The 23742-nt window shown below is 75.2% G+C and carries 19 protein-coding genes; 15 read left to right on the forward strand and 4 right to left on the reverse strand.

Annotated elements, in window-relative coordinates; genetic code table 11:
* Positions 1-486: 486 nt before the first annotated feature.
* A complete protein-coding gene (locus tag ACIA6B_RS03625) occupies positions 487-3702 on the forward strand; it encodes a hypothetical protein (RefSeq protein ID WP_396770600.1) in 3216 nt (1071 codons plus the stop codon).
* A gap of 62 nt (positions 3703-3764) precedes the next feature.
* On the opposite strand, the gene ACIA6B_RS03630 is transcribed toward ACIA6B_RS03625, so the two are convergent.
* Positions 3765-4811, reverse strand: a complete 1047-nt coding sequence (locus ACIA6B_RS03630) for a zinc-dependent alcohol dehydrogenase family protein (protein WP_396770603.1) — start codon at positions 4809-4811, stop codon at positions 3765-3767.
* Between the two features lie 154 nt (positions 4812-4965).
* Here ACIA6B_RS03630 and ACIA6B_RS03635 point away from each other — a divergent pair, with 154 nt between their 5' ends.
* From ACIA6B_RS03635 to ACIA6B_RS03690, 12 genes are all read left to right on the forward strand, one after another.
* Positions 4966-6234 (forward strand): cytochrome P450, encoded by a 1269-nt coding sequence (locus ACIA6B_RS03635; RefSeq protein WP_396770605.1) that lies wholly within the window; start codon positions 4966-4968, stop codon positions 6232-6234.
* A 144-nt stretch (positions 6235-6378) separates the two neighbouring features.
* Entirely contained in the window at positions 6379-6828 is a 450-nt protein-coding gene (locus ACIA6B_RS03640; RefSeq protein WP_396770607.1) for a helix-turn-helix transcriptional regulator, read from the forward strand.
* Between the two features lie 253 nt (positions 6829-7081).
* Entirely contained in the window at positions 7082-9499 is a 2418-nt protein-coding gene (locus ACIA6B_RS03645) for a nitrate- and nitrite sensing domain-containing protein (RefSeq protein WP_396770609.1), read from the forward strand.
* A gap of 17 nt (positions 9500-9516) precedes the next feature.
* Positions 9517-9921 carry a roadblock/LC7 domain-containing protein gene (locus ACIA6B_RS03650; protein ID WP_107156703.1) on the forward strand — a complete coding sequence of 135 codons (405 nt, stop codon included), beginning with the start codon at positions 9517-9519 and terminating at the stop codon, positions 9919-9921.
* A gap of 49 nt (positions 9922-9970) precedes the next feature.
* Positions 9971-11164 (forward strand): ABC transporter substrate-binding protein, encoded by a 1194-nt coding sequence (locus ACIA6B_RS03655; protein ID WP_396770611.1) that lies wholly within the window; start codon positions 9971-9973, stop codon positions 11162-11164.
* A 3-nt stretch (positions 11165-11167) separates the two neighbouring features.
* Positions 11168-12040, forward strand: a complete 873-nt coding sequence (locus ACIA6B_RS03660) for a branched-chain amino acid ABC transporter permease (protein WP_396770613.1) — start codon at positions 11168-11170, stop codon at positions 12038-12040.
* Positions 12037-13122, forward strand: coding sequence for a branched-chain amino acid ABC transporter permease (locus tag ACIA6B_RS03665; RefSeq protein ID WP_396770615.1), 1086 nt, complete (start codon positions 12037-12039; stop codon positions 13120-13122). The genes ACIA6B_RS03660 and ACIA6B_RS03665 overlap by 4 nt, the downstream gene beginning before the upstream one ends.
* Positions 13119-13856 carry an ABC transporter ATP-binding protein gene (locus tag ACIA6B_RS03670; protein WP_396770616.1) on the forward strand — a complete coding sequence of 246 codons (738 nt, stop codon included), beginning with the start codon at positions 13119-13121 and terminating at the stop codon, positions 13854-13856. Before ACIA6B_RS03665 ends, ACIA6B_RS03670 begins: the two co-directional genes overlap by 4 nt.
* Positions 13856-14629 carry an ABC transporter ATP-binding protein gene (locus tag ACIA6B_RS03675; RefSeq protein ID WP_396770618.1) on the forward strand — a complete coding sequence of 258 codons (774 nt, stop codon included), beginning with the start codon at positions 13856-13858 and terminating at the stop codon, positions 14627-14629. The genes ACIA6B_RS03670 and ACIA6B_RS03675 overlap by 1 nt, the downstream gene beginning before the upstream one ends.
* Before the next feature lie 34 nt (positions 14630-14663).
* The gene (locus tag ACIA6B_RS03680; RefSeq protein ID WP_396770620.1) at positions 14664-15497 is read left to right on the forward strand and encodes a class I SAM-dependent methyltransferase; all 834 of its coding nucleotides are present in this window, start codon (positions 14664-14666) and stop codon (positions 15495-15497) included.
* A gap of 93 nt (positions 15498-15590) precedes the next feature.
* Positions 15591-17249 (forward strand): FAD-dependent oxidoreductase, encoded by a 1659-nt coding sequence (locus ACIA6B_RS03685; protein WP_396770622.1) that lies wholly within the window; start codon positions 15591-15593, stop codon positions 17247-17249.
* On the forward strand, positions 17246-18664 hold the full coding sequence (locus ACIA6B_RS03690; protein ID WP_396770624.1) for an ATP-binding protein: 1419 nt from the start codon (positions 17246-17248) through the stop codon (positions 18662-18664). Before ACIA6B_RS03685 ends, ACIA6B_RS03690 begins: the two co-directional genes overlap by 4 nt.
* 99 nt (positions 18665-18763) lie before the next feature.
* Here ACIA6B_RS03690 and ACIA6B_RS03695 read toward each other — a convergent pair whose 3' ends face one another.
* From ACIA6B_RS03695 to ACIA6B_RS03705, 3 genes are all read right to left on the reverse strand, one after another.
* A complete protein-coding gene (locus ACIA6B_RS03695) occupies positions 18764-19591 on the reverse strand; it encodes a DUF72 domain-containing protein (protein ID WP_396771215.1) in 828 nt (275 codons plus the stop codon).
* Positions 19592-20080: 489 nt separating this feature from the next.
* Positions 20081-20686, reverse strand: coding sequence for a peptide chain release factor H (gene prfH, locus ACIA6B_RS03700; RefSeq protein ID WP_396770626.1), 606 nt, complete (start codon positions 20684-20686; stop codon positions 20081-20083).
* The gene (locus ACIA6B_RS03705; protein WP_396770628.1) at positions 20683-21855 is read right to left on the reverse strand and encodes an RNA ligase RtcB family protein; all 1173 of its coding nucleotides are present in this window, start codon (positions 21853-21855) and stop codon (positions 20683-20685) included. The genes prfH and ACIA6B_RS03705 overlap by 4 nt, the downstream gene beginning before the upstream one ends.
* A gap of 60 nt (positions 21856-21915) precedes the next feature.
* On the opposite strand from ACIA6B_RS03705, the gene ACIA6B_RS03710 reads away from it, so the two are divergent.
* Both ACIA6B_RS03710 and ACIA6B_RS03715 read left to right on the forward strand, forming a co-directional pair.
* Positions 21916-22671 (forward strand): peptidylprolyl isomerase, encoded by a 756-nt coding sequence (locus ACIA6B_RS03710; RefSeq protein WP_396770630.1) that lies wholly within the window; start codon positions 21916-21918, stop codon positions 22669-22671.
* A gap of 88 nt (positions 22672-22759) precedes the next feature.
* Complete coding sequence (locus ACIA6B_RS03715; protein ID WP_396770632.1) at positions 22760-23737, forward strand: DUF2804 domain-containing protein; 978 nt, start codon at positions 22760-22762, stop codon at positions 23735-23737.
* Positions 23738-23742: the final 5 nt, after the last annotated feature.

Genomic DNA, 23742 nt, shown 5'->3' on the forward strand with positions numbered 1-23742 from the left:
CTGGCGTAGCTGGCGCGGTTTCTGGCCGCCGACAATCGGTGTGCGCGTTCCGGCGTCGGTGTGCCGAATTTTCGCGATCGATTCGGTAATTGCTCCGACGCGCCCGCTGCTGTCGGATGTTCGGCGTTCGCCGAAAACGGTTTCCCGTTCGGCGCTTTGTGTCGGCAGGTGACGCCGACCGTCGTGCGCCGGTCCCCGCCCCGCCCTCCGCCGCCGCGCCGACTAGAGATCGATCATGGTGGACGGACCGGACGGCGCGGGACGGGCCGAAAGGCGCGACGGGGGTCCGGGCGGTAGGCGGGCGGCCAGCCGATCGGTGGAGCGGGGTCGCCGTGTGGCCGGAATTGATGACGAGCGGTCGATTACCGGTGCGGCAACGTATCGCGAGCACCCCTTGCCTCCTACGGTGACGTCCGGCACGCGGACGGAGGGAAGTCGGGAGCCACCCGAGGGGCGCCGTCCGGGCGGACAGGGAGAGTTGTCTCGATGCGAGTTTGGAGTCGCGCGGTAGCGGTGCTCGCCGCCGGCGCGGTCGTGGTGGCGGGGGTGCCGGCGTTGGCCGGCGTCGTCACCGTCACCGACGCCGGTGTCACCGGGCGCACCGGCGCCCAGGCGACGGGGGGTCGCGCCGCGCTCGGCGCCGCCCGGACGGTCGCCACCAGGGCGCAGGTCACGCCGGGGGACACCCGGCTGATGCCGAGCACGCCCCGCACCGACACGCCGCGGATCACCAACGGCGAGATCACCGACATCGAGGTGATCGGCAACCGGGTCTTCATCGCCGGCACGTTCACCTCGATCGCGAACGTCGGCGGCACGGCGATCGCGCAGAAGTCGCTGGCCTCGTACAACCTGGACACGGGCAAGGTGGACACCGGCTTCAAGCCGACCATCGACGGCGCGGTGGCGGCCGTCGAGGCGTCGCCGGACGGCACGTCGCTCTACATCGCCGGCTCGTTCAACACGATCAACGGCGTCACCAAGCGCAAGATCGCCCGGCTCAACCCGACCACCGGCGCGCCGGTGGCCGCGTTCACCGCGACCGCCAACGCGCGGGCGACCGCGCTGGCCGTGAGCCCCACCGCCGTCTACGTCGGCGGCCAGTTCGCCACCGTCAACGGCGTCGCCCGCAGCGGCCTGGCCGCGCTGAACCCGACCACCGGCGCCGTGGACACCGCGTTCAACCTGCCGGTGACCGGTGGCATCGGCGTCGGCGGCATGCTCACCGTGCAGCAGCTCAAGCTCACCCACGACCGCAGCAAGCTGCTGGTCGTGCACACCGGCCGCCAGATCGCCGGGCAGGACCGCTACGGCGTGGCCCTGATCGGTACGGCCAGCAAGGCGCTGCTGCCGTGGCGGACCCGGCTGTGGGAGGACAACCTCTCCTTCGTCGGCGGCATCCAGCGCGTCTTCGCCGGTGACATCGCGCCGGACGACTCGTACTTCGTGGTCACCAGCGGTTCGGGCGGCGACCGGCCGCCGATCAACGACACCGCCATCGCGTACTCGCTGACCGGAAACGACCACGTCGAGCCGCTCTGGATCTCCCGGCACTTCGACAGCATCTACTCGGTCGCGATCACCGACACCGCCGTCTACGTCGGCGGTCACTTCAGCTGGCAGGAGTCGCCCACCTCGAACGTGCCGTGGCCCGGCCTGGACAACGTCGGCTACGGCACCGGCCAGGGCCTGAGCGGCTACGGCCTCGGCGACCAGGTGGTCCGCCGCGACCACCTCGGCGCGCTGGACCCGCTCACCGGCACCGCGCTGGAGTGGAACCCCGGCTCCAACTCGTACGAGGGGGAGAAGGCGATGCTGGCCACCGAGCGCGGCCTGCTGGTCGGCGGTGACGGCAACGTCAAGGGCGGCAAGACGACCGGTCGGGTCGCGTTCTTCGACCTGTCCAAGGAGCCGGCGCCGTCGGCGCTGGACACCACGATCACCACGCCGATCGAAGGCGCGGTCAAGCAGGCCGGCGAGTCGTTCGACCTGGGTGGCCAGGCGCTCGCCCCGGCCGGCGTGTCCAAGGTCCAGGTCGAGGTCATGGACCGCAACAGCGGACAGTACCTCCAGGCCGACCTGACGACCTGGGGTGCGTTCAAGTCGCTGAACGCCACGGTCGCCGAGCCGAACGCCACGTCCACCACCTGGAAGCTCCCGGTGTCGCTGCCGGCCGGCGTCTACCAGATCCAGGCGAAGACGGTCGGCCGCGACGGGGCCGGCGACACCACCAAGGCGATCAAGAAGATCGAGGCGTTCCGCTTCGACGACCTGCCGCCGGCCACCCGGATCACCGCGCCGACCGCCGGCCTGATCGCCACCCAGAGCTTCGTCGCCACCGGCACCGCGACCGACGACAAGGGCGTCAGCTCGATGATCTACTCGTTCCGCACGCCGGACAACCGGTACCTGCAGGACGACGGCAGCGTCGCGGCGGTCTACAACACGTTCCGGGGCGAGCCGGACGTGCTCGGCGCGACGTCCGCCACCTGGCAGTACGAGGTGACGCTGCCGACCGAGGGGCAGTGGCGGATGACCGCCACCGCGGTCGACACGGCCGGACAGAGCGACCTGCGCGGCGACACCCGGGACTGGACCGTCTCGGCGACCGGTGTCCCGCCGACCGTGGCGATCACCGCGCCGGTGGCGATGACCCCGCCCACCGCCGCCGCGCCGGTGACCGTGGCGCCCGGCGCCACCGTCACGTTCGCCGGCACCGCGGCCGACGAGGACGCGCTGAAGTCGGTCGAGATCTACCTGCGCAACAACACCACCCGCGAGGCGCTGGCGGCGGACGGCACCTGGGGCGCCGACTCGGTCGCCGCGTACCACCGGATCTCCCCGACCAACCTCGACGCCGCCACGTTCGACTGGTCCTTCACCACGGTTCCGCTCACCCCGGGCGTCTACGACTTCCGGGTACGCGCCACCGACAGGCTCGGCCTGACCACGTCCAACACCAACCTGGGCCGGCTCACCGTCACCGCGCAGGTGCCCGGCGACGCCTTCCCGAACGGGCTGCTCAGCTTCACCGGGACGGACCAGAACGTCGACCGGCTGCACCTCGACCTGGCCGGCACGGCGACCGACGACAAGGGCGTGCAGGCCGTCCGGGTGGCGCTGCGCGACCTGGACACCGGCCGGTACGTCCAGCCGAACGGCACGATGGCCGCGGCGTTCGCCACGCTCGACGCGACGCTCGCCGCCCCGAACGCCACCAGCACCGCGTTCACGCTCCCGGTCGACCTGCCCACGAAGGGCACCTACAGCGTCGAGGCGTGGGCGGTGGACACGGCCGGCCAGCAGGACGGCTCGACAAGTGGCGCCACCGCGAAGTACCTGGTCTACCCCGGTGACCTCGACCCGACGCTGGAGCCGAGCATCACGCCGGTCGAGGGCGAGGTCTACACCGGTGGCCGGATCGTGGTGACCGGCCGGGCGGTCGACGACGTCGGCATGCAGAAGGTGGAGTTGCAGATCACCAATGCCGCCGGGCAGGGCATGAACGCGGCCGGCACGTTCGGCCGGGCCGGGACGTGGATCGCGGCGTTCCTCACCAGCCCGGGTTCGCCGGGGTCGAACTTCGCGTACACGTCGCCGGTGGTGCCGGCCGGCACGTACACGGTGACGATCCGGGGCATGGACAACTACGGGCAGTACCAGCAGCCGGTGCGTACCGTCTCGGTGACCGTCACCGACTGATCCCGGTCGGCCGCGGGCCGGTCCGCGTCGGGTCCTTCCGACGTCGGGCCGGCCCGTCGCCGTCAGGGGCGGACGAGCCGCATCCCGGCGGTGGCCGGCCGGTCCATGGTGGCCAGCGCCGCGGGCGCGTCGGCCAGCCCGAGGACGCCGGTGACCAGCTCGCCGGGTCGCAGCACCCCGGCGGTGACCAGCCGCAGCAACTCGGGATAGGCGTGGGCGGGCATTCCGTGGCTGCCCCGCAACTCCAGCTCGTGGGCGATCACCAGGTCCATCGGCAGCGCGGGCCGGCCCTGCGCGGCGGGCAGCAGCCCGACCTGCACGTGCCGGCCGCGCCGGCGCAGGCTCTCGATCGAGGCGACGCAGGTGGCGTGACTGCCCAGCGCGTCGAGCGAGAGGTGGGCCCCGCCGCCGGTCGCGTCGCGGACCGCGGCGGCCACCTCGCCGGGTCCGCCGAGCGCGGACCCGTCCAGGCAGACCGCCGCGCCGCTGCGCCGGGCCAGCGCCAGCGCGGCGGGCGCGACGTCCACGGCCACCACCAGGGCGCCGCTCGCCGCCGCGATCAGCACGGCGGACAGGCCCACCCCGCCGCACCCGTGTACGGCCACCCACTCGCCCGCGGCCACCCGCCCCTGGGCGACCACGGCCCGGAACGCGGTGGCGAACCGGCAGCCGAGCGCGGCGGCGGTCCCGTCGTCCACCTCGTCCGGCAGTCGGACCAGGTTGACGTCGGCGTGCCGCACCGCCACGTACTCCGCGAACGAGCCCCAGCCGGTGAAGCCCGGCTGGGTCTGCCGCTCGCAGACCTGCTGGTCGCCGACGAGGCAGGTGGGGCACCGCCCGCAGGCGCAGACGAACGGCGCGGTGACCCGGTCGCCCGGCCGCCAGCCGCGTACGTCGGCGCCGACCGTGGCGACGACACCGGCGAACTCGTGCCCGGGCACGTGCGGGAGCCGGATGTCCGGGTCGTGGCCCCGCCAGCCGTGCCAGTCGCTGCGGCACAGCCCGGTCGCGCCGACCCGGACGACCACCCCGTCGCGCGCCGGGACGGGGTCGGCCACTTCCCGCACCTCGGGCCACGCGTTGAACTTCTCGAACACCACCGCCCGCATCCCGCCATCCTCCCCGGCCCCGGGGTGCGGAGGGCAAGGGGCAGGGCGCAAGTTGCGGGAAAGCGGCAGAAATATATTGATGCCGGCAAATCTTGACGCGTGTTCGTGTGGTGGCGCACGGTAAGGAAAGCGGCCGGTAGTGCAGGAGGCGGTCATGCGGTTGAATCCGTTCGCGGGAGCGTATCTCACCGATCCGGCCGGCGTCTGGGCCCGCCTGCTGGCCGCCGACGGCGGCGTGCACCACGACGACGAACTCGGGTTGTGGCTCATCACCCGGCACGCCGACGTCCGGCGGGCGCTGGCCGACGCGCGGACGTTCGGCAACGCGCTCACGCTCGCCCCGGTGTACGACATCTGCCCCGAGGCGCTCGCCCTGGTCGCCGGCATCGACGCCCCACCCACCACCGCCGCGGCCGACCCGCCGGTGCACCCCCGTACCCGCCGGGCGCTGCGGGTCACGTTCGCCAACACCCCGGAACGGGTGGAGCAGCGCTACGGCCGGATCGTGCGTCGCCGGGTCGACGAGCTGGTGGCGCGGCTGGCCACCCGGGCCGGCGACGAGGTCGACCTGGTCCCGGCGTTCACCGCCGAGCTGCCGCTGCTGGTGCTGCTCGACATCCTCGGGGTGCCGGCGGGCGACGTGCCGCGCATCCGGGCCTGGGCGGACGGGCAGATCGCCCTGATCTGGGGCAGCCCCGACCCGGCCGAGCAGGTCCGGCTGGCCGGCGGGCTGTTGGAGTTCTGGCACTACTGCCAGGACCTGGTGCGGCGGCGGCTGGACGGCGGCGGTGACGACTACGTCGCCGAGCTGCTGGCGTACCGGGGCGGCGACGACGAGGTGCTGACCGTCGCCGAGGCGTCGAGCATCGTGTTCAACCTGCTGGTGGCCGGGCACGAGACCACGGCCGGGCTGCTCGCCCACGCGGTCGACCGGGCGCTGTCCGAGCCGGGCCGGTGGCGGTCGCTCGCCGAGCGTCCGGAGCGGGTCCCGGCGTTCGTCACCGAGACGCTGCGCTTCGCGCCCGCCATCGACGGCTGGCTGCGGGTGACCAACCAACCGGTCACGCTCGGCGGCGTGGACATCCCGGCCGGGGCGCGCTGCCTGTTGCTGATCGGCGCCGCCAACCGCGACCCGGCGGTGTTCGATCACCCGGACCGGTTCGACCCGGACCGGCCGGACGCGCACGACCACCTCTCGTTCGGTCACGGCCCGCATTTCTGCATCGGCGCGGCGTTGGCCCGGCTGGAGGCGGGCACCGCGCTCACCCGTCTCGCCGCGGCCCTGCCGGACCTGCGGCCGGCCCCGGGGCATCCCCGCGTCTTCCGGCCCAACCTGGCGTTCCGCGCGCACCGCGGGCTGCCGGTGACCGTCGCGCCGCCGGTGCCGACCGAGCGCCGTCCGGTCGCGCGGCCGGTGGCGTGACCGGGCGGCGTCGGCGGACACGCAGCGGAGTCACGTCTTCACACCCGTACGCCGGTGGGTTAAGAATGACCCCCTGCGAACGCCCAGTCATCGCCCGTCCTCGATCTGCTGCCGATGCCGGTCCGGCGTCGCGAAGGTGAGCACATGGATCGCACGCCCGCGTCGAGCGCCGCTCCCTCCGCCGCCAGCCGCCAGTTCCGTGCCGAGCTGCGCCGCTGGCGGACCCGGCGTGGCCTGACCCAGCGGGCGCTGGCCGAGCGGGTGCGGTTCAGTCGGGAGACGGTCGCCGCGGTCGAGTCCGGCCGGCGGTTCGGCAGCCAGGAGTTCGCCGTCCGGTGCGACGAGGTGCTCGCCACCGGCGGGCGGCTCGCCGAGCTGTGGCCGCAGGTCGCCGCCGAGCAGTTGGCGGCGGACGGTCGACGGGGGCCCCGGCTCGGCGAGGTGGAGCCGGCCGGTTCACCGGCCGCGCGGCGTGATCCGCGCGATCCGCAGGCGGTGGTGGCGGCGATCGACGAGCTGCGGGAACTGATCGGTCAGGTGCTCGCACAGCCCGAACCGGAGGGCCCGCCGCCGTCGGCGGCCAACCGGCACTGACCGGGGTCGATACCTCGGTCCGGGTGTGCCGTCGGCGTCGCCAACTCTGGGTACAGATGCTGGTACGGCCTGTTTGTACCACGGTCGGGTCTGGCCTCGGCGCGTGGCTTCCGGCGGAATGAGACGTGCAATCCGCAAGTGCAGATAGAAGTTTGCCGATCAGCGCGGGGAGTCAGCAGTGGCGTCGAGCACGAGGTCCCACGCGGCCCGACCCTACCCGCCCCGCCGCCGTCGGTGGCGCATCGGCGGCCGGATGCGTCTCATCGTGGCGGCCCCGCTCGTCGCCGTGATGGGTTTCGCCGGGCTGGCGCTGACCGAGAGCGCCCGACAGACCGCCCGCGCCAGCGATCTCGGCCAGCTCGCCCAACTCGGCGCCGAGGCGGGTGGCCTGGCCCACCGGTTGCAGTACGAGCGGATCGTCGCCGCCGACCTGCTCACCCGGGGCGCCCCCGACCAGCAGGACGCGTTCGCGGACGCCACCACCGCCACCGACGCGGCGGTCGCCGGATACCGCCGGCAGCGGGCCCGGGTGCCCGTCGGCGCCGCCGCCGAACAGGCCGTCCTGCCGCGGATCGACGCGGCGCTGGCCAACCTCGCCCCGCTGCGCGCGCAGGTCCGCACCGCCGAACGCGCCTCGGTCTCGGCGATGACGTTCAGCTACCGCATCGTCATCGCCGACCTGCTCGGTCTCCGGGAGAGCGTCACGCTCGGCGTGGTCGAGCCGCGGATCGCGGACGGCATCCGCGCCTCCGCCGCGCTGTCCACAGTGGCCGAGGCGGTCGGCCAGCAGCAGGTGGCCGTGCTGCGCGCGGTCACCGCCGGCCAGCTCACCCCCGCGCTCCAGCAGGACATCACCGCCGCCCGGACCGGCGTCACCGAGGCGTCGCTGGCCTTCCAGGCGCTCGCCCGGCCGGCCTGGCAGGGCTGGTGGGAGCAGGCCGGCAGCGGCGAGAACGCGCTGCGGCTGCAACGGCTCCTCGACCAGGTGGCCCGGACGGCGGTCGGCGACCGCCTCGAACTGGACCTCGGCACCTGGCTCACCGCCACCCAGCAGTGGGCGGTCCGCCTGGCCGAGCTGCGCCTACGGGTCGACGGGGCGGTGCTCGACGACATCCGGGCCGCGCACGCGGACCAGCGCCGCCGGACCGTGGTGGAGGCGGCGGCGGCCCTGCTGGCACTGCTGCTGACCGCGTTTGTCACCTGGGCGGTGGCCCGCCAGATCACCCGGCGGCTGCGCCGGCTGCGGGACGCGGCCAACGCGGTCGCGTTCGAGCGGCTGCCCCAGGTGGTGGCCCGGCTCCAGGAGCCGGACAGCGCCTCGGTCGACCCGGACGACCTGGCCCGTCGCCAGGCCGTCGACGCGCTGGAGGTCTCCGGCGACGACGAGATCGGTGAGGTCGGGCAGGCGTTCAACGCGGTGCACCGGGCCGCCGTGCGGACCGCCGCGGAGCAGGCCGTGATGCGGGCCAACACGGCGGAGATCTTCATCCACCTGAGCCGGCGGGAACAGCGTCTGGTCGACGCCGTGCTGGCCCAGGTGGACCGCGTCGAGCGGGACGAGACCGACCCGGACCGGCTGCACCAGCTCTACGCGCTGGACAACCTCGCCACCCGGATGGGCCGGATCAACGCCAGCCTGCTCGTGCTGGGCGGGGTGGGCGTCGGCCGGGTCCGCCACCACGACGTGCCGCTGCCGCAGGTGCTCCAGGCCGCGCAGAGCCAGATCGAGCACTACGCCCGCATCCGTCTCGGCCTGGTCGACGGCGACGTCGCGGTGGCCGCCGAGTCGGTCGACGAGGTGGTGCACCTGCTGGCCGAGTTGATGGAGAACGCCACCGGCTACTCACCGCCGGCGACCGAGGCGTGGGTGACCGGTCGGAGCCTCGGCGACCGGGTGATCGTGCAGATCAGCGACGAGGGCGTCGGCCTGCCCCCGCACCGGCGGCAGCAGCTCAACGACCTGCTCGCCCAGCCGCCCGCGATCGACGTGGCCACCGTGCGGGCGATGGGACTGGTCGTGGTGGGGCAGCTCGCCACCCGGCTGGGCGCCGCCGTGCAGCTCCGGTCCGGTCCGCGGCGCGGCACCATCGCCGAGGTGACCCTGCCGGCCGCGCTGCTCCGGCCGCTGCCGCCCGAGGAGTTCCTGCTCACCCCCGAGCGACCGTCGCGCCGGGCGGCCCGCGCCACGGTCGCGTCCCCGGTCGTGCCGGCCACCGTCGTGCCCGCTGGTCCGCGGCCCGCCGTCGTGCCCGCCGGTGCGCGGCCCGCCCCGCAGCCCTGGGCCGGTGGCCCGGCCGCCGACCGGGCGCTCCCGGTCGCTCCGGTGTTCCAGCCGGCGTCGTCGGCCACCGCCGACGCCCCCACCGAGGAGCTGATCATCTTCGACCAGGTCAACCACTGGTTCCAGGCCGACCGGCCGGGCGACGACGCGTCCTGGGCCGGCCCGGCGGACGACGCCTGGCGCACCGCGGCGCGCGCCGACGAGCCCCGGGTCGCCGGCACCACCACGTCCGGGCTGCCGCGCCGGCAGCCGCAGGAACACCTGGTGCCCGGCGGTGTCCCGGCGCCCCGGCAGGCCACCGAGCACCGGGACCCGGCGCGGGTGGCCACCGCCATGGCGGCGTACGCCCGTGGGGTCGCCGGCCGCCGGACCAACCTGATCACCAACTGACCCGACAGGGAGTGCACGTGACCGACCACCAGGATCTCGGCTGGCTGCTGGACGCGTTCGCCGAGCGCGCCGCCGAGGTCACCCACGCGATCGCCATCTCCAGCGACGGTCTGATGGTGGCCGCCACCCGCGGCCTCCCGCCGGATCGGGCCGACCAGTTGGCGGCCACCGGCAGCGGGCTGGTCAGCCTGCTGCGCGGCGCGGCGGCGTTCTTCGACGCCGGCGCGGTGATCTCCAACGTCACCCAGCTGGAGGGCGGCTTCATGTTCTCCATGGCGTTCAACGACGGCGCCTCCCTGCTCGTGCTCGCCGATCCGCGGTGCGACGTCGGCAAGGTCTCCTACGAGATGGCCGAGTTGGCGAACCGCATCGGCGACGCGCTCACCCCCGCGGCCCGCGCGGCCCTGAGCCGCAGCCGCTGACCGCCGGCCTCCCGCCGGACTCCGCACCCCTGACACCAGGAGAGACAGCATGTCCCTGACCCTGACCCGGCGCCGCCGTGCCCGCACCGCGGCGCTGCTCGCGTTCGTCCTGCTCGCGGCGCCCGCCTGCGCCGACGACGGCCCGGCCGCCGGCCCCGGCGGCACCGTCAAGATCGGCCTGCTCGCGTCGCTCTCCGGCACCTACCAGTCGGTCGGCAAGGACATCCGCGACGGTTTCCAGCTCTACCTGTCCGGCCACGACGGCAAGCTCGGCGGGCGGACGGTCGAGCTGGTCGTCGCGGACGAGGGCAACGGCGCGGCCACCGCCGTGCCCGCCGCCACCAAGCTGCTCAAACAGGACCGGGTGGTGGCGCTCACCGGCATCGTCGGCGGCGGCTCGGTGGCCGCGGTCCAACCGCTGCTCACCGAGACGAAGGTGCCGTTCGTCGGCTCCAACGGGCGGCCGGAACTCAAGGACGTGTCCCGGGTCTGGCACACCTCCTACCTCTCCGACGAGCCCGGCGAGGCGATCGCGGCGCACGTGCGCGAGGACGTCAAGGGCAGCGTCTACGCGATCGGCCCGGACTACCAGGGCGGCTGGGACGAGCTGCGGGGCTTCACCGAGGCGTACGCCAAGGCCGGCGGGAAGCTGGCCAACCCGGACGGCAAGACCACGTTCACGCCGTTCCCGGCGACCACCAACTTCACCCCGTACTTCGCCCGGATCAAGGCGTCCGGCGCGGACGCGGTCTACACGTTCTACGCCGGCAGCGCCGCCGTCGACTTCGTCAAGCAGTACGCCCGCTCGGAGATCAGGGACGTGCCGCTCTACGCCGCCGGCTTCCTGACCGAGGGCGGTGTGCTCGACGCGCAGGGCGACGCCGCGCGGGACATCTACTCGGTGCTGAACTACTCACCGGACCTGGACAACGCGGAGAACCGGGCCTTCGTGGCCGCCTGGAAGGCCGAGCACGACGGCTCCCCGACCACGTACGCGATGGCCTCCTACGACGCGGCGGCGGTGCTGGACCGGGCGATCGCGGCGGCCGGCGACGACGCCACCCCGGACCGGATCAACGCGGCCATCGGTCAGCTCGGGCAGATCGCCAGCCCGCGCGGCACCTGGCAGTTCTCGCCGACCACCCACGCCCCGGTGCAGAAGTGGTACCTGCGTCAGGTCCGCCCCGACGGCCGGGCGCTGTCCAACACCGTGGTCGGCGACCTCGCCACCGTGGGCGGTTGAGACGTGCCGGTCGACCCGTACGTCGTCCCGGCCGTGGACGGGGTCGCCTACGGGCTGCTGGTGTTCGTCGCCGCATCCGGGCTGGTGCTCTGCTTCGGCGTGGCCGGCATCCTGAACCTGGCCCACGGCACGTTGTTCGCGATCGGCGGCTACACCGCCGCCGCGTTGCTGGACGGCGGCTGGGCCAGCCTGGCGCTCGCGCTGGCGGTCGGCGTGCTCGCCGCCACCGCCGCCGGCGCGCTGGTCGCGGTGCTGCTCACCCGCGTCGCGGCGGCCGGGCACCTCACCCAGGCGCTCGTCACCTTCGGCGTCGCGCTGGCCGGCGGCAGCCTGCTGGTGGCCGCGTTCGGCCCGGACGACCCGCCGGTCCGGGTACCGGCCGCGCTGGACGGGTCGGTGGCGGTGGCGGGGCACCGCTACGCCGCGTACCGGCTGGTCTTCATCCTGGTGGCCGCGGTGCTCGCCGGCCTGCTGCACCTGGTGGTGCGTCGCACCCGGGCCGGCATGCTGGTGCGGGCCGCGGTCGACGACGCCGAGATGGTCGCCATGCTCGGGGTGAGCCCGGCCGTGGTGCGGGTCGGCGTGCTGGCCGCGGCCGGCGCGCTGGCCGGGGCCGCCGGCGTGCTCGGCGCGCCGATCATCGGGCCGGGGCCGGGCACCGCCGACGCGGTGCTGCTGCTCTCCCTGGTCGTGGTGGTGCTCGGTGGCCTCGGCTCGATGACCGGCACGCTGCTCGCGGCGCTGGCGGTGGGCCAGATCCAGACGCTCGGCGTGGCGCTCGTCCCGTCGGCCGCCCCGTTCCTGCTCTTCGCCGCCATGGCGGTGGTGCTCGCGGTCCGGGCGCGCGGCCTGGCCACCGCCCGGAGGGCGACATGAGGGACCGGGCCGTGCGGGCGTTGCGGGTGACCACGCGGTCCGGGCGGCGCGCGGTGGACGACGTGCGGGAGCGGGCCGTGCGGGCGCTGCGCGTGGCCGTCGCCGCGGCGGTGTTGGTCGGCCTGGTCGCCGCGCCCTGGACGGTGGACGACTACACCGTGGCGTTGCTGGCCCGCACGCTGGCGTTGGGCCTGGTCGCGGTGAGCGTCGCGCTGCTGACCGGCGTGGCCGGGCTGCCCACGCTCGGCCAGACCGCGCCCTACGCGGCCGGCGCGTACGCCGGCGCGGTGGTCGGCGGCCAGCTCTCCGACGTCGGGCCGGTGCACCTGCTCGTCGCGGCCGGGGCGGGGGCGGCGCTGGCCGTGGTGGCGCTGCCGCTGGTGCTCCCGGCCCGCGGGGTGGTGCTCCTGATGATCACGCTGGCGGTCGGCGAGCTGGCGGTGGTCGTCGCCGGCCGGTGGACGTCGGTGACCGGCGGCACGGACGGTCTCGCCGGCATCGCCGCGACCCGGCCGCTGTGGGGGCTGCCGGTGCTGGCCACCGACCGGGCCCGCTACCTCTACACGCTGGTGGTGGTGGCGGTGCTCGCCGGCCTGGTGCTGCTGGTGCTGCGCGGCCGGGTCGGGCTGCTGCTGCGGGCCGGCCGGGACGACGAGGCGCGGCTGCGGGCCAGCGGGCACCGGGTCGCGGCGCACGTGGCCGGCGTCCACGTCGCCGCCGGCGCGATCGCCGGCGCCGCCGGCTCGCTGCTGGTCACCGCGCAGCAGTACGTCTCGCCGGCCGACTTCGGGTTCGACACCTCCGCGCTGTTGCTGCTCGGCGTGGTCGTCGGCGGAACCGCCTCGGTCGGCGGCGCGCTGGTCGGCGCCGTGCTGGTGGTCGCCGCCCGGGACTGGCTGTTCGGCGCGTTGCCCGGGCAGGCGCCGCTGGTGCTGGGCCTGGCCTTCGTCGTGGTCGCGCACCTGCTGCCCACCGCCCGCCGCACCCGCCGGGCCGGGCGTCCCCGGCCGCCGTCCGTCCCGGACGACGCGCGTCCCGGCGACGTCCGCCGGCCACCCGCGGTGACCGGGGTACGCGCATGACGCCGCTGCTCACCGCCGAGGCGGTCACCGTGCGGTACGGGTCGCTGACCGCGCTGGACGGCGTCGACCTGCGGCTGCCGCTCGGGCAGCGGCACGCGCTGATCGGGCCGAACGGCGCGGGCAAGACCACGCTGCTCGACGTGGTGGCCGGCGTCACCCGGCCGGCCGCCGGCCGGATCAGGCTGGGCGGGCACGACGTCACAGGGCTCGGGCCGGCCGCCCGGGCCCGGCGCGGCCTCGGCCGGATCCACCAGCGTCCCGCCGTCTGGGGCTCGCTGACCGCCCGGGAGAACGTGCTGGTCGCCGCGCTGCCCCGACGGGCCGGCCGGTGGCAGCCGGCGGCGCGGCGGCGGGCGGCCGGGCGTACCGCGGACGCGCTGCTGGACCGGGTCGGCCTCGGCGACCTCGCCGCGACGCCGGCCGGGCAGTTCGCCCACGGACAGCGCCGGCAACTGGAGATCGCGGTGGCGCTGGCCGGGCGGCCCCGGCTGCTGCTGCTCGACGAGCCGGCCGCCGGGCTGTCCGCGGCGGAGGTCGGCTGGCTGGCGGAGTTCCTGCGCGGGCTGCCCCGCGCGGTCGCGGTGCTGCTGGTCGAGCACCGGCTGGACCTGGTCTACGCGCTCTGCGACACGGTGACCGTGCTGCGCGACGGCCGGACGCTCGCCACCGGGTCGCCCGCCGAGATCCGCGCGTCCGGCCCGGTCCGGGAGGCGTACGCGGAGGGAGTGACGTGATGCTGCGCATCGACCGGCTCTGCGCCGGTTACGCCGGTGGCACCGTGCTGCACGAGGTGAGCCTCGACGTGCGGCCCGGCACGGTGCAGGTGGTGGTGGGTCGCAACGGCGCCGGCAAGAGCACGCTCGTGCACTGCGTGGCCGGGCTGGTCCGGCCGCACGCCGGGCGGATCGAGCTGGGCGGCGTACCGGTCACCGGCCGGCAGCCGCACCGGATCGCCCGCGCCGGGGTGGGGCTGGTGCCGCAGGGTCGGCGGGTCTTCTCCCGGCTGACCGTGGCCGAGCACCTGGTCCTGGCCGCCGCGCCGTGGCGGGCGGCGACGCCGGGCGGCGAGGGCTGGACGGTCGCCCGGGTGCTGGAGCTGCTGCCCCGGCTCGCCGACCGGCTGCGGCACCGCGGCGACCAGCTCTCCGGCGGCGAACAGCAGATGCTGGCGATCGCCCGGGCGCTGCTCGGCCAGCCCCGCGTGCTGCTGCTCGACGAGCCCTGCGAGGGGCTCGCACCGGACCTGGCGCTGCGGGTCCGCGACCTGGTCCGGTCGCTGGCCGGGGCCGGGCTGACCGTGCTCCTGGTGGAGCAGCAGATCCGGCACGCGGTCGAGGTCGCCGACCGGGTCGCGGTGCTGGAGTACGGCCGGGTGGTCTACGACCGGCCGGCCGACGAGGCCCGGGCCGACCCGGGCGCGGTGGCGGCGCTGCTCAGCGTCGCCGCGGTCGCGGAGCCACCGGCTCCCCGGCCCCGGCCCGGGCTGCCCACGCCCTCGGGCCCGTGACACCGACCGACCGCGAACACAGGAACGAGGAACGATGCCGACCGACGTCCCCGAGACCGGGTCCGCCCCCCGGACCGACTACGCCTTCGACACCGGCGCCGCCGACGCGGTGCCCCAACTGCACGCGCTCGAAGCCTTCCTCGATCCGATCACCACCGGCCGGCTCGCCGCGCCGCTGCTCGCCCCCGGCGTCCGGTGCTGGGAGGTCGGCGCCGGCGGCGGCTCGGTGGCCCGCGCCATGGCCGCCGCCGTCGGCCCGAACGGCCGGGTGCTCGCCACCGACCTCGACCTGACGCACCTGCGGCCGGCCGGCAACCTCGACGTCCGCCGGCACGACGTGCGCCGCGAGCCGCCGCCGGGGGACGGGTTCGACGTGATCCACGCCCGGCTGGTGCTGCTGCACCTGCCGGAGCGGCGCCGGGTCCTGCGCACGCTGGCCGACGCGCTCGCCCCGGGCGGGTGGCTGGTGGTCGAGGAGTTCGACTGCACCGCGCCGCTGCGGGTGCTCACCGCACCGAGCGACGACGCGGCGAAACTCTTCGCCCAGGTCACGGACGCGGTGCTGAGCATCCTCCAGAGCCATGGCGCGGACCTGGCCTGGGCGCAGGACGCGCACGCCGAGATGGCCGCCGCCGGCCTGGTCGACGTGGACACCGTCAGCCACGCGCAGAGTTGGGCGGGCGGCTCGCTCGGCATCTCGCTGTACGGCACGAACTCCCGCCAGCTCGAACCGGAACTGCTCGACGCCGGGCTGTCGCCGGGCCAGCTCGACGCGTTCCGGCGGCTGCTGCGCGATCCCGGGTTCGCGGCGATGTCGTACCAGTTCGTGTCGACCCGGGGCCGGCGTCGGGGTCCGGAACGGCGGTGACGCGCGGGCCTCGGCGTAGCGGGCCCCCGCCGAGGCCGGCGCCACCCGGTCTGGTGGTGCGGGTCGGCCTCGGCGGGTGCTTGGATGGACGGCATGCCCAACCCCGCGATCCTCACCGTCGACGACGACCCGGCCGTCTCCCGGGCGGTCGCCCGCGACATCCGGCGTCGCTACGGCGACCGTTACCGGGTGGTCCGGGCCGACTCCGCCGAGGCGGCGTTGGACGCGCTGCGTGAGTTGAAGCTGCGCGGCGAGCAGGTGGCGGTGCTGCTCGCCGACTACCGGATGCCGCAGATGAACGGCATCGAGTTCCTCGAAGCGGCGATGGACCTGTTCCCCGCCGCGCGCCGGGTCCTGCTCACCGCGTACGCCGACACCGACGCCGCGATCAACGCGATCAACGTGGTGGACCTCGACCACTACCTGCTCAAGCCGTGGCACCCGCCGGAGGAGAAGCTCTACCCGGTGCTGGACCAGCTCCTGGCGTCGTGGACCGCCGAGGGCGCCACGACCACGCCCGAGCTGCGCGTGGTCGGGCACCGCTGGTCGGCGCCGTCGTTCACGGCGCGTGACTTCCTGGCCCGCAACCTGGTGCCGTTCCGCTGGGTGCTCGCCGACGAGCCGGAGGGCGCCGGGCTGCTCAGCGCCGCGGGCGTGACCGCTGCCGACGTACCCCTGGTGGTGACCGCGGACGGCACGTCGCTGGTGCGGCCGACGACGGCCGACCTGGCCGCGCGGGTCGGCCTCGCCACCACGCCGGCCGCCGAGTTCTACGACCTGGTGGTGGTCGGCGCCGGCCCGGCCGGGCTGGGCGCGGCGGTCTACGGCGCCTCGGAGGGGTTGCGGACCGTGCTGATCGAGCGGCGGGCGACCGGCGGGCAGGCCGGGCAGAGCAGCCGGATCGAGAACTACCTCGGCTTTCCGGACGGCGTCTCCGGCGCCCAGCTCACCGACCGGGCCCGCCGGCAGGCGCTGCGGTTCGGCGCGGAGCTGCTGAGCGCGCGGGAGGTGGTGTCGCTGGAGAACGCGGGTGGCGCGCGGGTGCTGCGGTTCAGCGACGGCAGCAGCGTCGCCGCGCACACCGTGGTGCTGGCCACCGGCGTCTCCTACCGGATGCTGCCGGCACCCGGGCTGGCCGAGCTGACCGGGCGCGGCTGCTTCTACGGCTCGGTGGCGAGCGAGGCGCCGAGCTGCGCCGGGGAGGACGTCTACATCGTCGGCGGGGCGAACTCGGCCGGCCAGGCCGCGGTGCACTTCTCCCGGTACGCCCGGCGGGTGCACCTGCTCATTCGCGGCGACGACCTCTCCCGGTCGATGTCCAGCTACCTGATCGACCAGATCGCCCGGATCGACGCCATCGAGGTGCACCCGTGCACCGAGGTGGTCGGCGGCGCCGGGCAGGAGCACCTGGAACGGGTGACGCTGCGGGACATGCGCACCGGCGAGACCCGGGACGCGGACACCTCGTGGCTGTTCGTCTTCATCGGCGCGGAGCCGCACACCGACTGGCTCGACGGCGCGGTGGCCCGGGACCGTCGGGGCTTCGTGCTGACCGGGCCGGACCTCACCCGGGGCGGCCACCGGCCGGCCGGCTGGTCCCTGCCGCGCGACCCCTACCACCTGGAGTCCAGCATGCCGGGCGTGTTCGCCGCCGGGGACGTGCGGGCCGAGTCGGTGAAGCGGGTCGCGTCGGCGGTGGGGGAGGGCGCGATGGCGGTCTCCCTGGTGCACCGGTATCTGGAGGCGCAATGAGTACGGATCGGCTCACCACGGACGAGCTTCGCGGGCTGTTCCTGTTCGAGTCGCTGACCCCGGAGCAGCTCGCCCACCTGGCCGAGCACGGCCGGGTGGAGCGGCGTCGCGCCGGCGAGGCGGTCTACGTCGAGGGCGAGCCGGCGAGCTGCTTCTACGTGCTGCTGGACGGCACCGTGGCGATGCACCAGCGGGTCCAGGGCGACGAGGTGGAGGTGAGCCGCACCAGCCAGCGCGGCGTCTACGGCGGCGCCATGCAGGCGTACGTCGGCGACCCGGCCGAGCAGCGCTACCGCAACAGCCTGCGCGCGGTCACCGACTGCGCGGTGTTCGCGCTGCCGGCGGCGATCATCGCGGACGCCATGCGCGGCTGGTTCCCGATGGCCACCCACCTGCTGGAAGGGCTGTTCATCGGGATGCGCAACACGCAGACCATCGTCGGTGAGCGGGAGCGGCTGCTGGCGCTCGGCGCGCTCTCCGCCGGGCTCACCCACGAGCTGAACAATCCGGCGGCGGCGGCGGTGCGGGCCACGTCGGCGCTGCGCGGCCGGGTGGCGAAGATGCGGCACAAGCTCGCCATGATCGCGGATGGTCGGCTCGACGGTCGGCGTCTGCACGACCTGGTCGCGTTGCAGGAGGAGGCGGTCAAGCGGGCTGCCGCCGCGCCCACGCTGTCGCCGCTGGCGGCCAGCGACGCCGAGGACGAGCTGGCCGACTGGCTCGACGAGCACGGCGTACGCGGGGCCTGGGAGCTGGCCCCGACGCTGGTGGCCGGCGGCCTCGACACCGGCTGGCTGGCTCAGGTCGACGCCGCGGTCGGCGGCGACGACCTGGAGTCGGCGGTGCACTGGATCACCTACACCATCGACACCGAGCTGCTGATGGGCGAGATCGACGACGCGGTCACCCGGGTGTCCGGGCTGGTCGGCGCCGCGAAGCAGTATTCCCAGCTCGACCGCGCGCCCTTCCAGACGGTGGACGTGCACGAGCTGCTCGACGCCACGCTGGTGATGCTCCAGGCGAAGATCCCGGCCGGCGTCCGGGTGGTCCGGGAGTACGACCGGAGTCTACCCACGGTGTCGGCGTACGCGGCCGAACTCAACCAGGTCTGGACGAACCTCATCGACAACGCGCTGGGCGCGATGGCCGGCGACGGCACGTTGACGGTGCGTACCGGCCGCACCGACGACCGGCTGACCGTGGAGATCGCCGACACCGGTCCGGGTATCCCGCCGGCGGTCCGGCCGCGCATCTTCGAGCCGTTCTTCACCACCAAGGCGGTCGGCGAGGGCACCGGTCTCGGGTTGGACATCTCGTACCGGATCGTGGTCAACAAGCACCACGGCGATATCCGGGTCCGATCGGAGCCCGGCGACACCCGGTTCACGGTGCTGCTGCCGCTCACGCCGGCCTGACCGGGCGCGGCCTGACCGGACGCGGCCGGGGGCCGCGCTCGGGCACGGCGCCCGGCCGATGCCGGGTGGCGGGCGGGCGGCCCGCGACGGCGGGGACCGTCAGAACAGGGTGGCCGGGCCGACCGGCTCGGGTTCGGGCGGCGGCGCCAGCTCGGGCAGGCGGGCGCGGACCTGGTCGTGGAACCGGCGGGCCAGCTTGGGGGCGTCCGCGTTGTCCGGCGTGTGCACGAACACGGTCGGCGAGCGGCCTTCGCGCAGCCAGTCGACGACCACGTCCAGCCACGGCTGCCAGCCCTCGACCGTCGCGGCCGGGTCGTCCCGGCCGAGGTAGCGCACCACCGGCCGGTCGGTCAGCGCCCCGGTGCGTCTCGGCAGCCGTGGCTTGCGCGTCCACGCCTCCCGCTCCGCGTCGCTTGTCGGCGGCGTCCGGAAGAACGCGGTGGTGTCGAACGGGATCCACTCCGCGTCGGCCCGGCCGAGCATCCGCTCCAGCGGCCGGGCCGCGCCGGGGTCGGTGAAGAAGGCGGGGTGTCGGACCTCGACCGCGTAGCGGTGGGTGGCGGGCAGGGCGCGCAGGAACCGGTCGAGGTCGGGCACGTCGGTCGGGCCGAACGAGCCGGGCAGTTGCACCCAGAGCATGTGCGCCCGTGGGCCGAGCGGTTCCATCGCGTCCAGGAACGCCCGCAGCTCGGCCTCGTCACCGGTGAGGCGGCGCTCGTGCGTGACCACCTTGGGCAGCTTCGCCAGGAAGCGGAACTCCCTGCCGGTCTGTTCCGCCCAGGACGCCACCGTGTCCCGGGCCGGGATGGCGTAGAACGTGGTGTTGCCCTCGACCGCGTCGCACCAGCCGGCGTACGCGCGCAGCCGCTCACCGGCCGGCAGCGGGTGCGGCAGGAACCGGCCTGCCCAGGACCGGTGCGTCCACATGGCACACCCGACGTGCAGCCGCATCCGGCCTCCTCCCGCGCCGCGGACGGGGACCGCCCGAGCCGGTGACCACCGTATCCGGCTGGGGCGTCAGGCCGTATCTCGGCACCGGTCACCGTGCGTGACCTCGGCGGAGGAACAATCGGGTCTGCGCCGTTATACCTCAGGGTCATATTTATGACGCTGAGGTATAACGCTTCACGTCCCGTGATGCCGCCGGCCCCGACTCGCCGAGGGCGGTCCAGAGACGCCGGGAAGGTGACACCATCACCGACGCTGCCGGCGGCGCCGGCGTCGCCCAGCCGGCGTGGACGGGCGGCGATCCGGTCCGCGGGTGGCGGTCGGTCCGGGGGTGGCGGCCGGTCCGGGGGTGGCGGCCGGTCCGGGGGTGGCGGCCGGCTCGGGGGGTGGCGGCCGGTCGGGGGTGGCGGTCGGGCCGGCGCTGGCGGGCAGGCCATGGACGCCGTCCGAGGCCCGGGCCGATGCGCTTCACGGCCGTTCCACCCGGGTCGGGTCGCCCCGGACCAACTCGTCGTGGGTCCGCCAGCGCGCCGTCGCGCCGTCGCGCCGGGCGGCCTCGTCGTCCTCGGCGACCCGCCGGCTCAGCAGCTCGACCGCGATCCGGCGGTTGAGGTGCAGGTGCCGTTCGGTGTCCACCACCACGACGTGCCCGGACGGGCGGTGGGTGGCCCGGACGGCGGTGCTGGCCTTGTTGCGGTGCTGCCCGCCGGGCCCGCCGGTGCGGCAGGGCACGAACGCGATGTCGGCCTCGTGGAACGGCGTGGACACCGGGTCGGCGCGGTGCGGGCGGGCGGTGACGTACCAGTTCTTGCGCCCGTGACCCGGCCGGTAAGGGCTGGGCGCCTGCCAGCAGAGCGTGTCGGTCCAGCCGGCGGCGAACTCCTCCGCGCCGGCGCCGGTGAGCCGTAGCCGCACCGACCGCCAGGTGCCCGGCCGGTCATCCGGCACGCTCTCCACCCGGGTCGTGCCCAGGCGGTGCCGGGCGGCGTCGGCCTCCAGACGGGACAGCAGGCGGGCCAGTGCCCACGCGCACTCCGCCGGGCCGCGCCCGGCGGACAGGAACAGCTCCGTCACCGCCGCCCCCGGCGGCGGGCCGGCGCGACATCAGGCGTCTTGTAGGTGACCAGGGGCACCGTGGTGGTGACCGGCGTGGCCAGCCGGTGCGCCACCAGGTCGCCGATCACCTGCTCGATCCGCTTGTACGCGGTGGGCGCCTCCTCGAACAGCAGTTGCCGGTCGCCGCACACCACGATCGAGCCGACCGGCGTGCGGCGCAGCTCCTCGACGGTGTGCTTGGCCTTGCCCCGGCGCAGCGCGTCGGCGCGGGACATCTTCCGGCCGGCGCCGTGCGCCACCGAGTGGTTGGCGTCCGCGCCGGCATGCGCGGCCACCAGGTGGGACGGGGTGCCCCGGGTGCCGGCGACCAGCACGTCCCGGCCGTCGCCCGGGGCCGCGCCCTTGCGGTGCAGGTAGTGCCCGTCACGGAGCTCCACCAGGTTGTGGCACTGGTCGACGACCGGCTCGGTGGGCTCGGCGCCCAGCGCGTACGCGACCCGGGCGGCCAGCAGCCGCCGGTTGAGCGAGCCCCACCGGACCGCGTCGTCGTGCCGGGCCAGGTAGGCGTCCGGATCGGGCGCGGGGCCGGCGCCGTGCGCCTCGGTGTGCTCGCGCAGGATCCGCTCGCCCAGCCCACGCGACCCGGAGTGCACCACCAGCACCAGGTCACCGGTGGCCAGCCCGAGCCGCGCGGCGTGCTCCGGCGCGTCGAGCGCGCCGACGCGGGCCAGCTCGACGAAGTGGTTGCCCCGGCCGACCGTGCCGAGGCCGTCGAGGTGGCCCGCGGGCACGTCACCGGTCCGCACCGACCAGGCCGGGTCATCGGCGTCCCGCTCGGGGTGCAGCGCACGGTCCAGGTCGGGGAAACGGGCGGCGAGTCGTTCCGGTACGGCCCGGCGCAGCGCGATCGGGAACACCGCGATGCCGCACCCGATGTCGGAGCCGACCAGGAACGGGTAGAGCACCGTCGAGGCCATGGCGGCGCCGATCGGGGCGCCCTTGCCGGGGTGCAGGTCGGGCATGGCGGCGACGTGCGTCATGCCGTCCAGCGCGGCGACCTGGTGGCACTGGTCGAGTGCGGCGGACTCGATCCAACTGCCGGGGGAGGAGAAGACGGAGACGGAGGCAGGCACGGACCGACACCCTCCCGGACCCCGCCGCGCCCGGCAACCGACTTTCGTCGACATCGGGTCACCGGCTCCATAGACTCCGGTCGTTCTGGTACCACGAGTCCAGGGAGGACCCACGTGTCGAGCGAAACCCGACCGCACGCCGCCCCGCTGCTGGCCCGCCTCGCCGGGGTGACGGTGGCCGCCGTCGCGCTGGTCGCCGGCTCCGCCGTCGCCGCGACCGCGGCCCCGGCCGCCGACCCCGCACCGACCAAGGGGCCGTGCGCGTACACGCCGACGCCGGACGAGCCGGCGGCCCGGCCGGTGCCGCTGCCGCCGGACCCGCGCCGGACGCCGGACCGGGGCACGGTTCGGGTCACGCTGCGCACCAACCAGGGGCCGATCGGGCTGACCCTCGACCGCGAGCAGGCGCCGTGCACCGTGCAGAGCTTCCTGCACCTGGCCCGGCACAAGTTCTACGACCGGACGCCCTGCCACCGGCTCACCGCGTACCCGACGTTGACGGTGCTCCAGTGCGGTGACCCGTCCGGCACCGGCGAGGGCGGCCCGGGTTACCGGTACCGCGACGAGCTGCCCACCGACCTGCCGCCCGCGCCGACCGACCCGACCGGCGTCCGCCGCCTCTACGCCCGCGGCACTTTGGCCATGGCGAACGCCGGCCCGGACACCAACGGCAGCCAGTTCTTCCTGGTCCAGGCGGACTCGGCGCTGCGCCCGAACTACACCGTCTTCGGGCGGGTCGACGCGGCCGGGCTGGCCACGTTGGACCGGATCGCGGCCGGCGGCATCGCCGCCACGCCGGAGGACCCGGCGCCGGTGGACGGCGCGCCGGCCCAGCCGGTGGAGATCTGCAAGGCCACCCGGGGCCGCTGACGGCGACGGCCCGGCGGGACAGCTGACCTCCCGCCGGGCCGCCGGGCGGCTGTCGTCGTCCCGTCGTCCCGCCCGGTAGCCTGCGGCGGTGACGCACGAGCGGGAGATCACCGAGCCGGTCGACCTGTGCCGTCCCGACGGGCGGTTGAACCCGGCGGCGGTCGGGTGGAGTCGCCGCCCGCTGCACCGGTCCAACCTGCGCGGCTGGGGCCGGGCCAAACGGTGGGAGCACTGGGGCGTGGTCACCCCGACACACATCCTCGGCCTGGTCGCGTCCTCGCTGGACTATGCCGGCGTGCAGAGCCTCTACCTGCTCGACCGGCGGACCGGCCGGGAGACCGTCACCGAGGCGGTGGTCCCGTTCGCCCGGGGCGCGGTGTTGCCGCCGGTCAGCGGCGCGGGGGCGGTCCGGGCCCGTGGTGGCGGACTGGTCGTCGAGGTGGACCAGGGCCCCGACGGCAGCGCTGTCCGGGCCACCGCGCCCGGTGTCGAGGTCGACCTGACGGTGCCGCTGCCACCGGGGCACGAGTCGCTCGGCGTGGTGGTGCCGTGGAGCACCCGCCGGTTCCAGTACACGGTCAAGGACGTGGGCCGCCCGGTGCACGGCACGCTGCGGGTGGACGGCACCACGTACCCGGTGGGGGCGGAGTCGTTCGCGGCGCTGGACCACGGTCGCGGCAAGTGGCGGTACGCGGTGCGGTGGAACTGGGCGGCGGGCAGCGGTCCCGGCCGGGCGATCCAACTCGGCGGCACGTGGACCGACGGGACCGGCTCGACCGAGAACGCGGTCTTCGTCGACGGCCGGCTGCACAAGATCGGGGACGACCTCGCCTGGCGGTACGACCGCACCGACTGGCTGCGGCCGTGGCGGATCACCGGTGACCGGGTGGACGTCACCTTCCACCCGTTCCACGAGCGGGTGGCGCGCACGAACCTGGTGGTGCTGGCCGGCGAGACCCACCAGTGCTTCGGGCACTTCACCGGCTGGGCCGCCACCGACGACGGCGCGCGGGTGGACCTCGACGGCCTGGTCGGCTGGGCCGAGGAGGCGCGTAACCGCTGGTGACACGC

The organism is Micromonospora sp. NPDC051141, from assembly GCF_044455765.1.
In the GTDB taxonomy this organism is placed as follows: domain Bacteria; phylum Actinomycetota; class Actinomycetes; order Mycobacteriales; family Micromonosporaceae; genus Micromonospora.

Excerpts from the sequence above, each read along its gene's own strand:
- ACIA6B_RS03625 (WP_396770600.1), top strand. The coding sequence starts at position 487 with ATGCGAGTTTGGAGTCGCGCGGTAGCGGTGCTCGCCGCCGGCGCGGTC.
- ACIA6B_RS03630 (WP_396770603.1), bottom strand. The coding sequence starts at position 4,811 with ATGCGGGCGGTGGTGTTCGAGAAGTTCAACGCGTGGCCCGAGGTGCGG.
- ACIA6B_RS03665 (WP_396770615.1), top strand. The coding sequence starts at position 12,037 with ATGAGGGACCGGGCCGTGCGGGCGTTGCGGGTGACCACGCGGTCCGGG.
- ACIA6B_RS03655 (WP_396770611.1), top strand. The coding sequence starts at position 9,971 with ATGTCCCTGACCCTGACCCGGCGCCGCCGTGCCCGCACCGCGGCGCTG.
- ACIA6B_RS03635 (WP_396770605.1), top strand. The coding sequence starts at position 4,966 with ATGCGGTTGAATCCGTTCGCGGGAGCGTATCTCACCGATCCGGCCGGC.
- ACIA6B_RS03695 (WP_396771215.1), bottom strand. The coding sequence starts at position 19,591 with ATGTGGACGCACCGGTCCTGGGCAGGCCGGTTCCTGCCGCACCCGCTG.
- ACIA6B_RS03675 (WP_396770618.1), top strand. The coding sequence starts at position 13,856 with ATGCTGCGCATCGACCGGCTCTGCGCCGGTTACGCCGGTGGCACCGTG.
- ACIA6B_RS03685 (WP_396770622.1), top strand. The coding sequence starts at position 15,591 with ATGCCCAACCCCGCGATCCTCACCGTCGACGACGACCCGGCCGTCTCC.
- ACIA6B_RS03645 (WP_396770609.1), top strand. The coding sequence starts at position 7,082 with ATGCGTCTCATCGTGGCGGCCCCGCTCGTCGCCGTGATGGGTTTCGCC.
- ACIA6B_RS03690 (WP_396770624.1), top strand. The coding sequence starts at position 17,246 with ATGAGTACGGATCGGCTCACCACGGACGAGCTTCGCGGGCTGTTCCTG.
- ACIA6B_RS03640 (WP_396770607.1), top strand. The coding sequence starts at position 6,379 with ATGGATCGCACGCCCGCGTCGAGCGCCGCTCCCTCCGCCGCCAGCCGC.
- ACIA6B_RS03670 (WP_396770616.1), top strand. The coding sequence starts at position 13,119 with ATGACGCCGCTGCTCACCGCCGAGGCGGTCACCGTGCGGTACGGGTCG.
- ACIA6B_RS03680 (WP_396770620.1), top strand. The coding sequence starts at position 14,664 with ATGCCGACCGACGTCCCCGAGACCGGGTCCGCCCCCCGGACCGACTAC.
- ACIA6B_RS03705 (WP_396770628.1), bottom strand. The coding sequence starts at position 21,855 with ATGTCGACGAAAGTCGGTTGCCGGGCGCGGCGGGGTCCGGGAGGGTGT.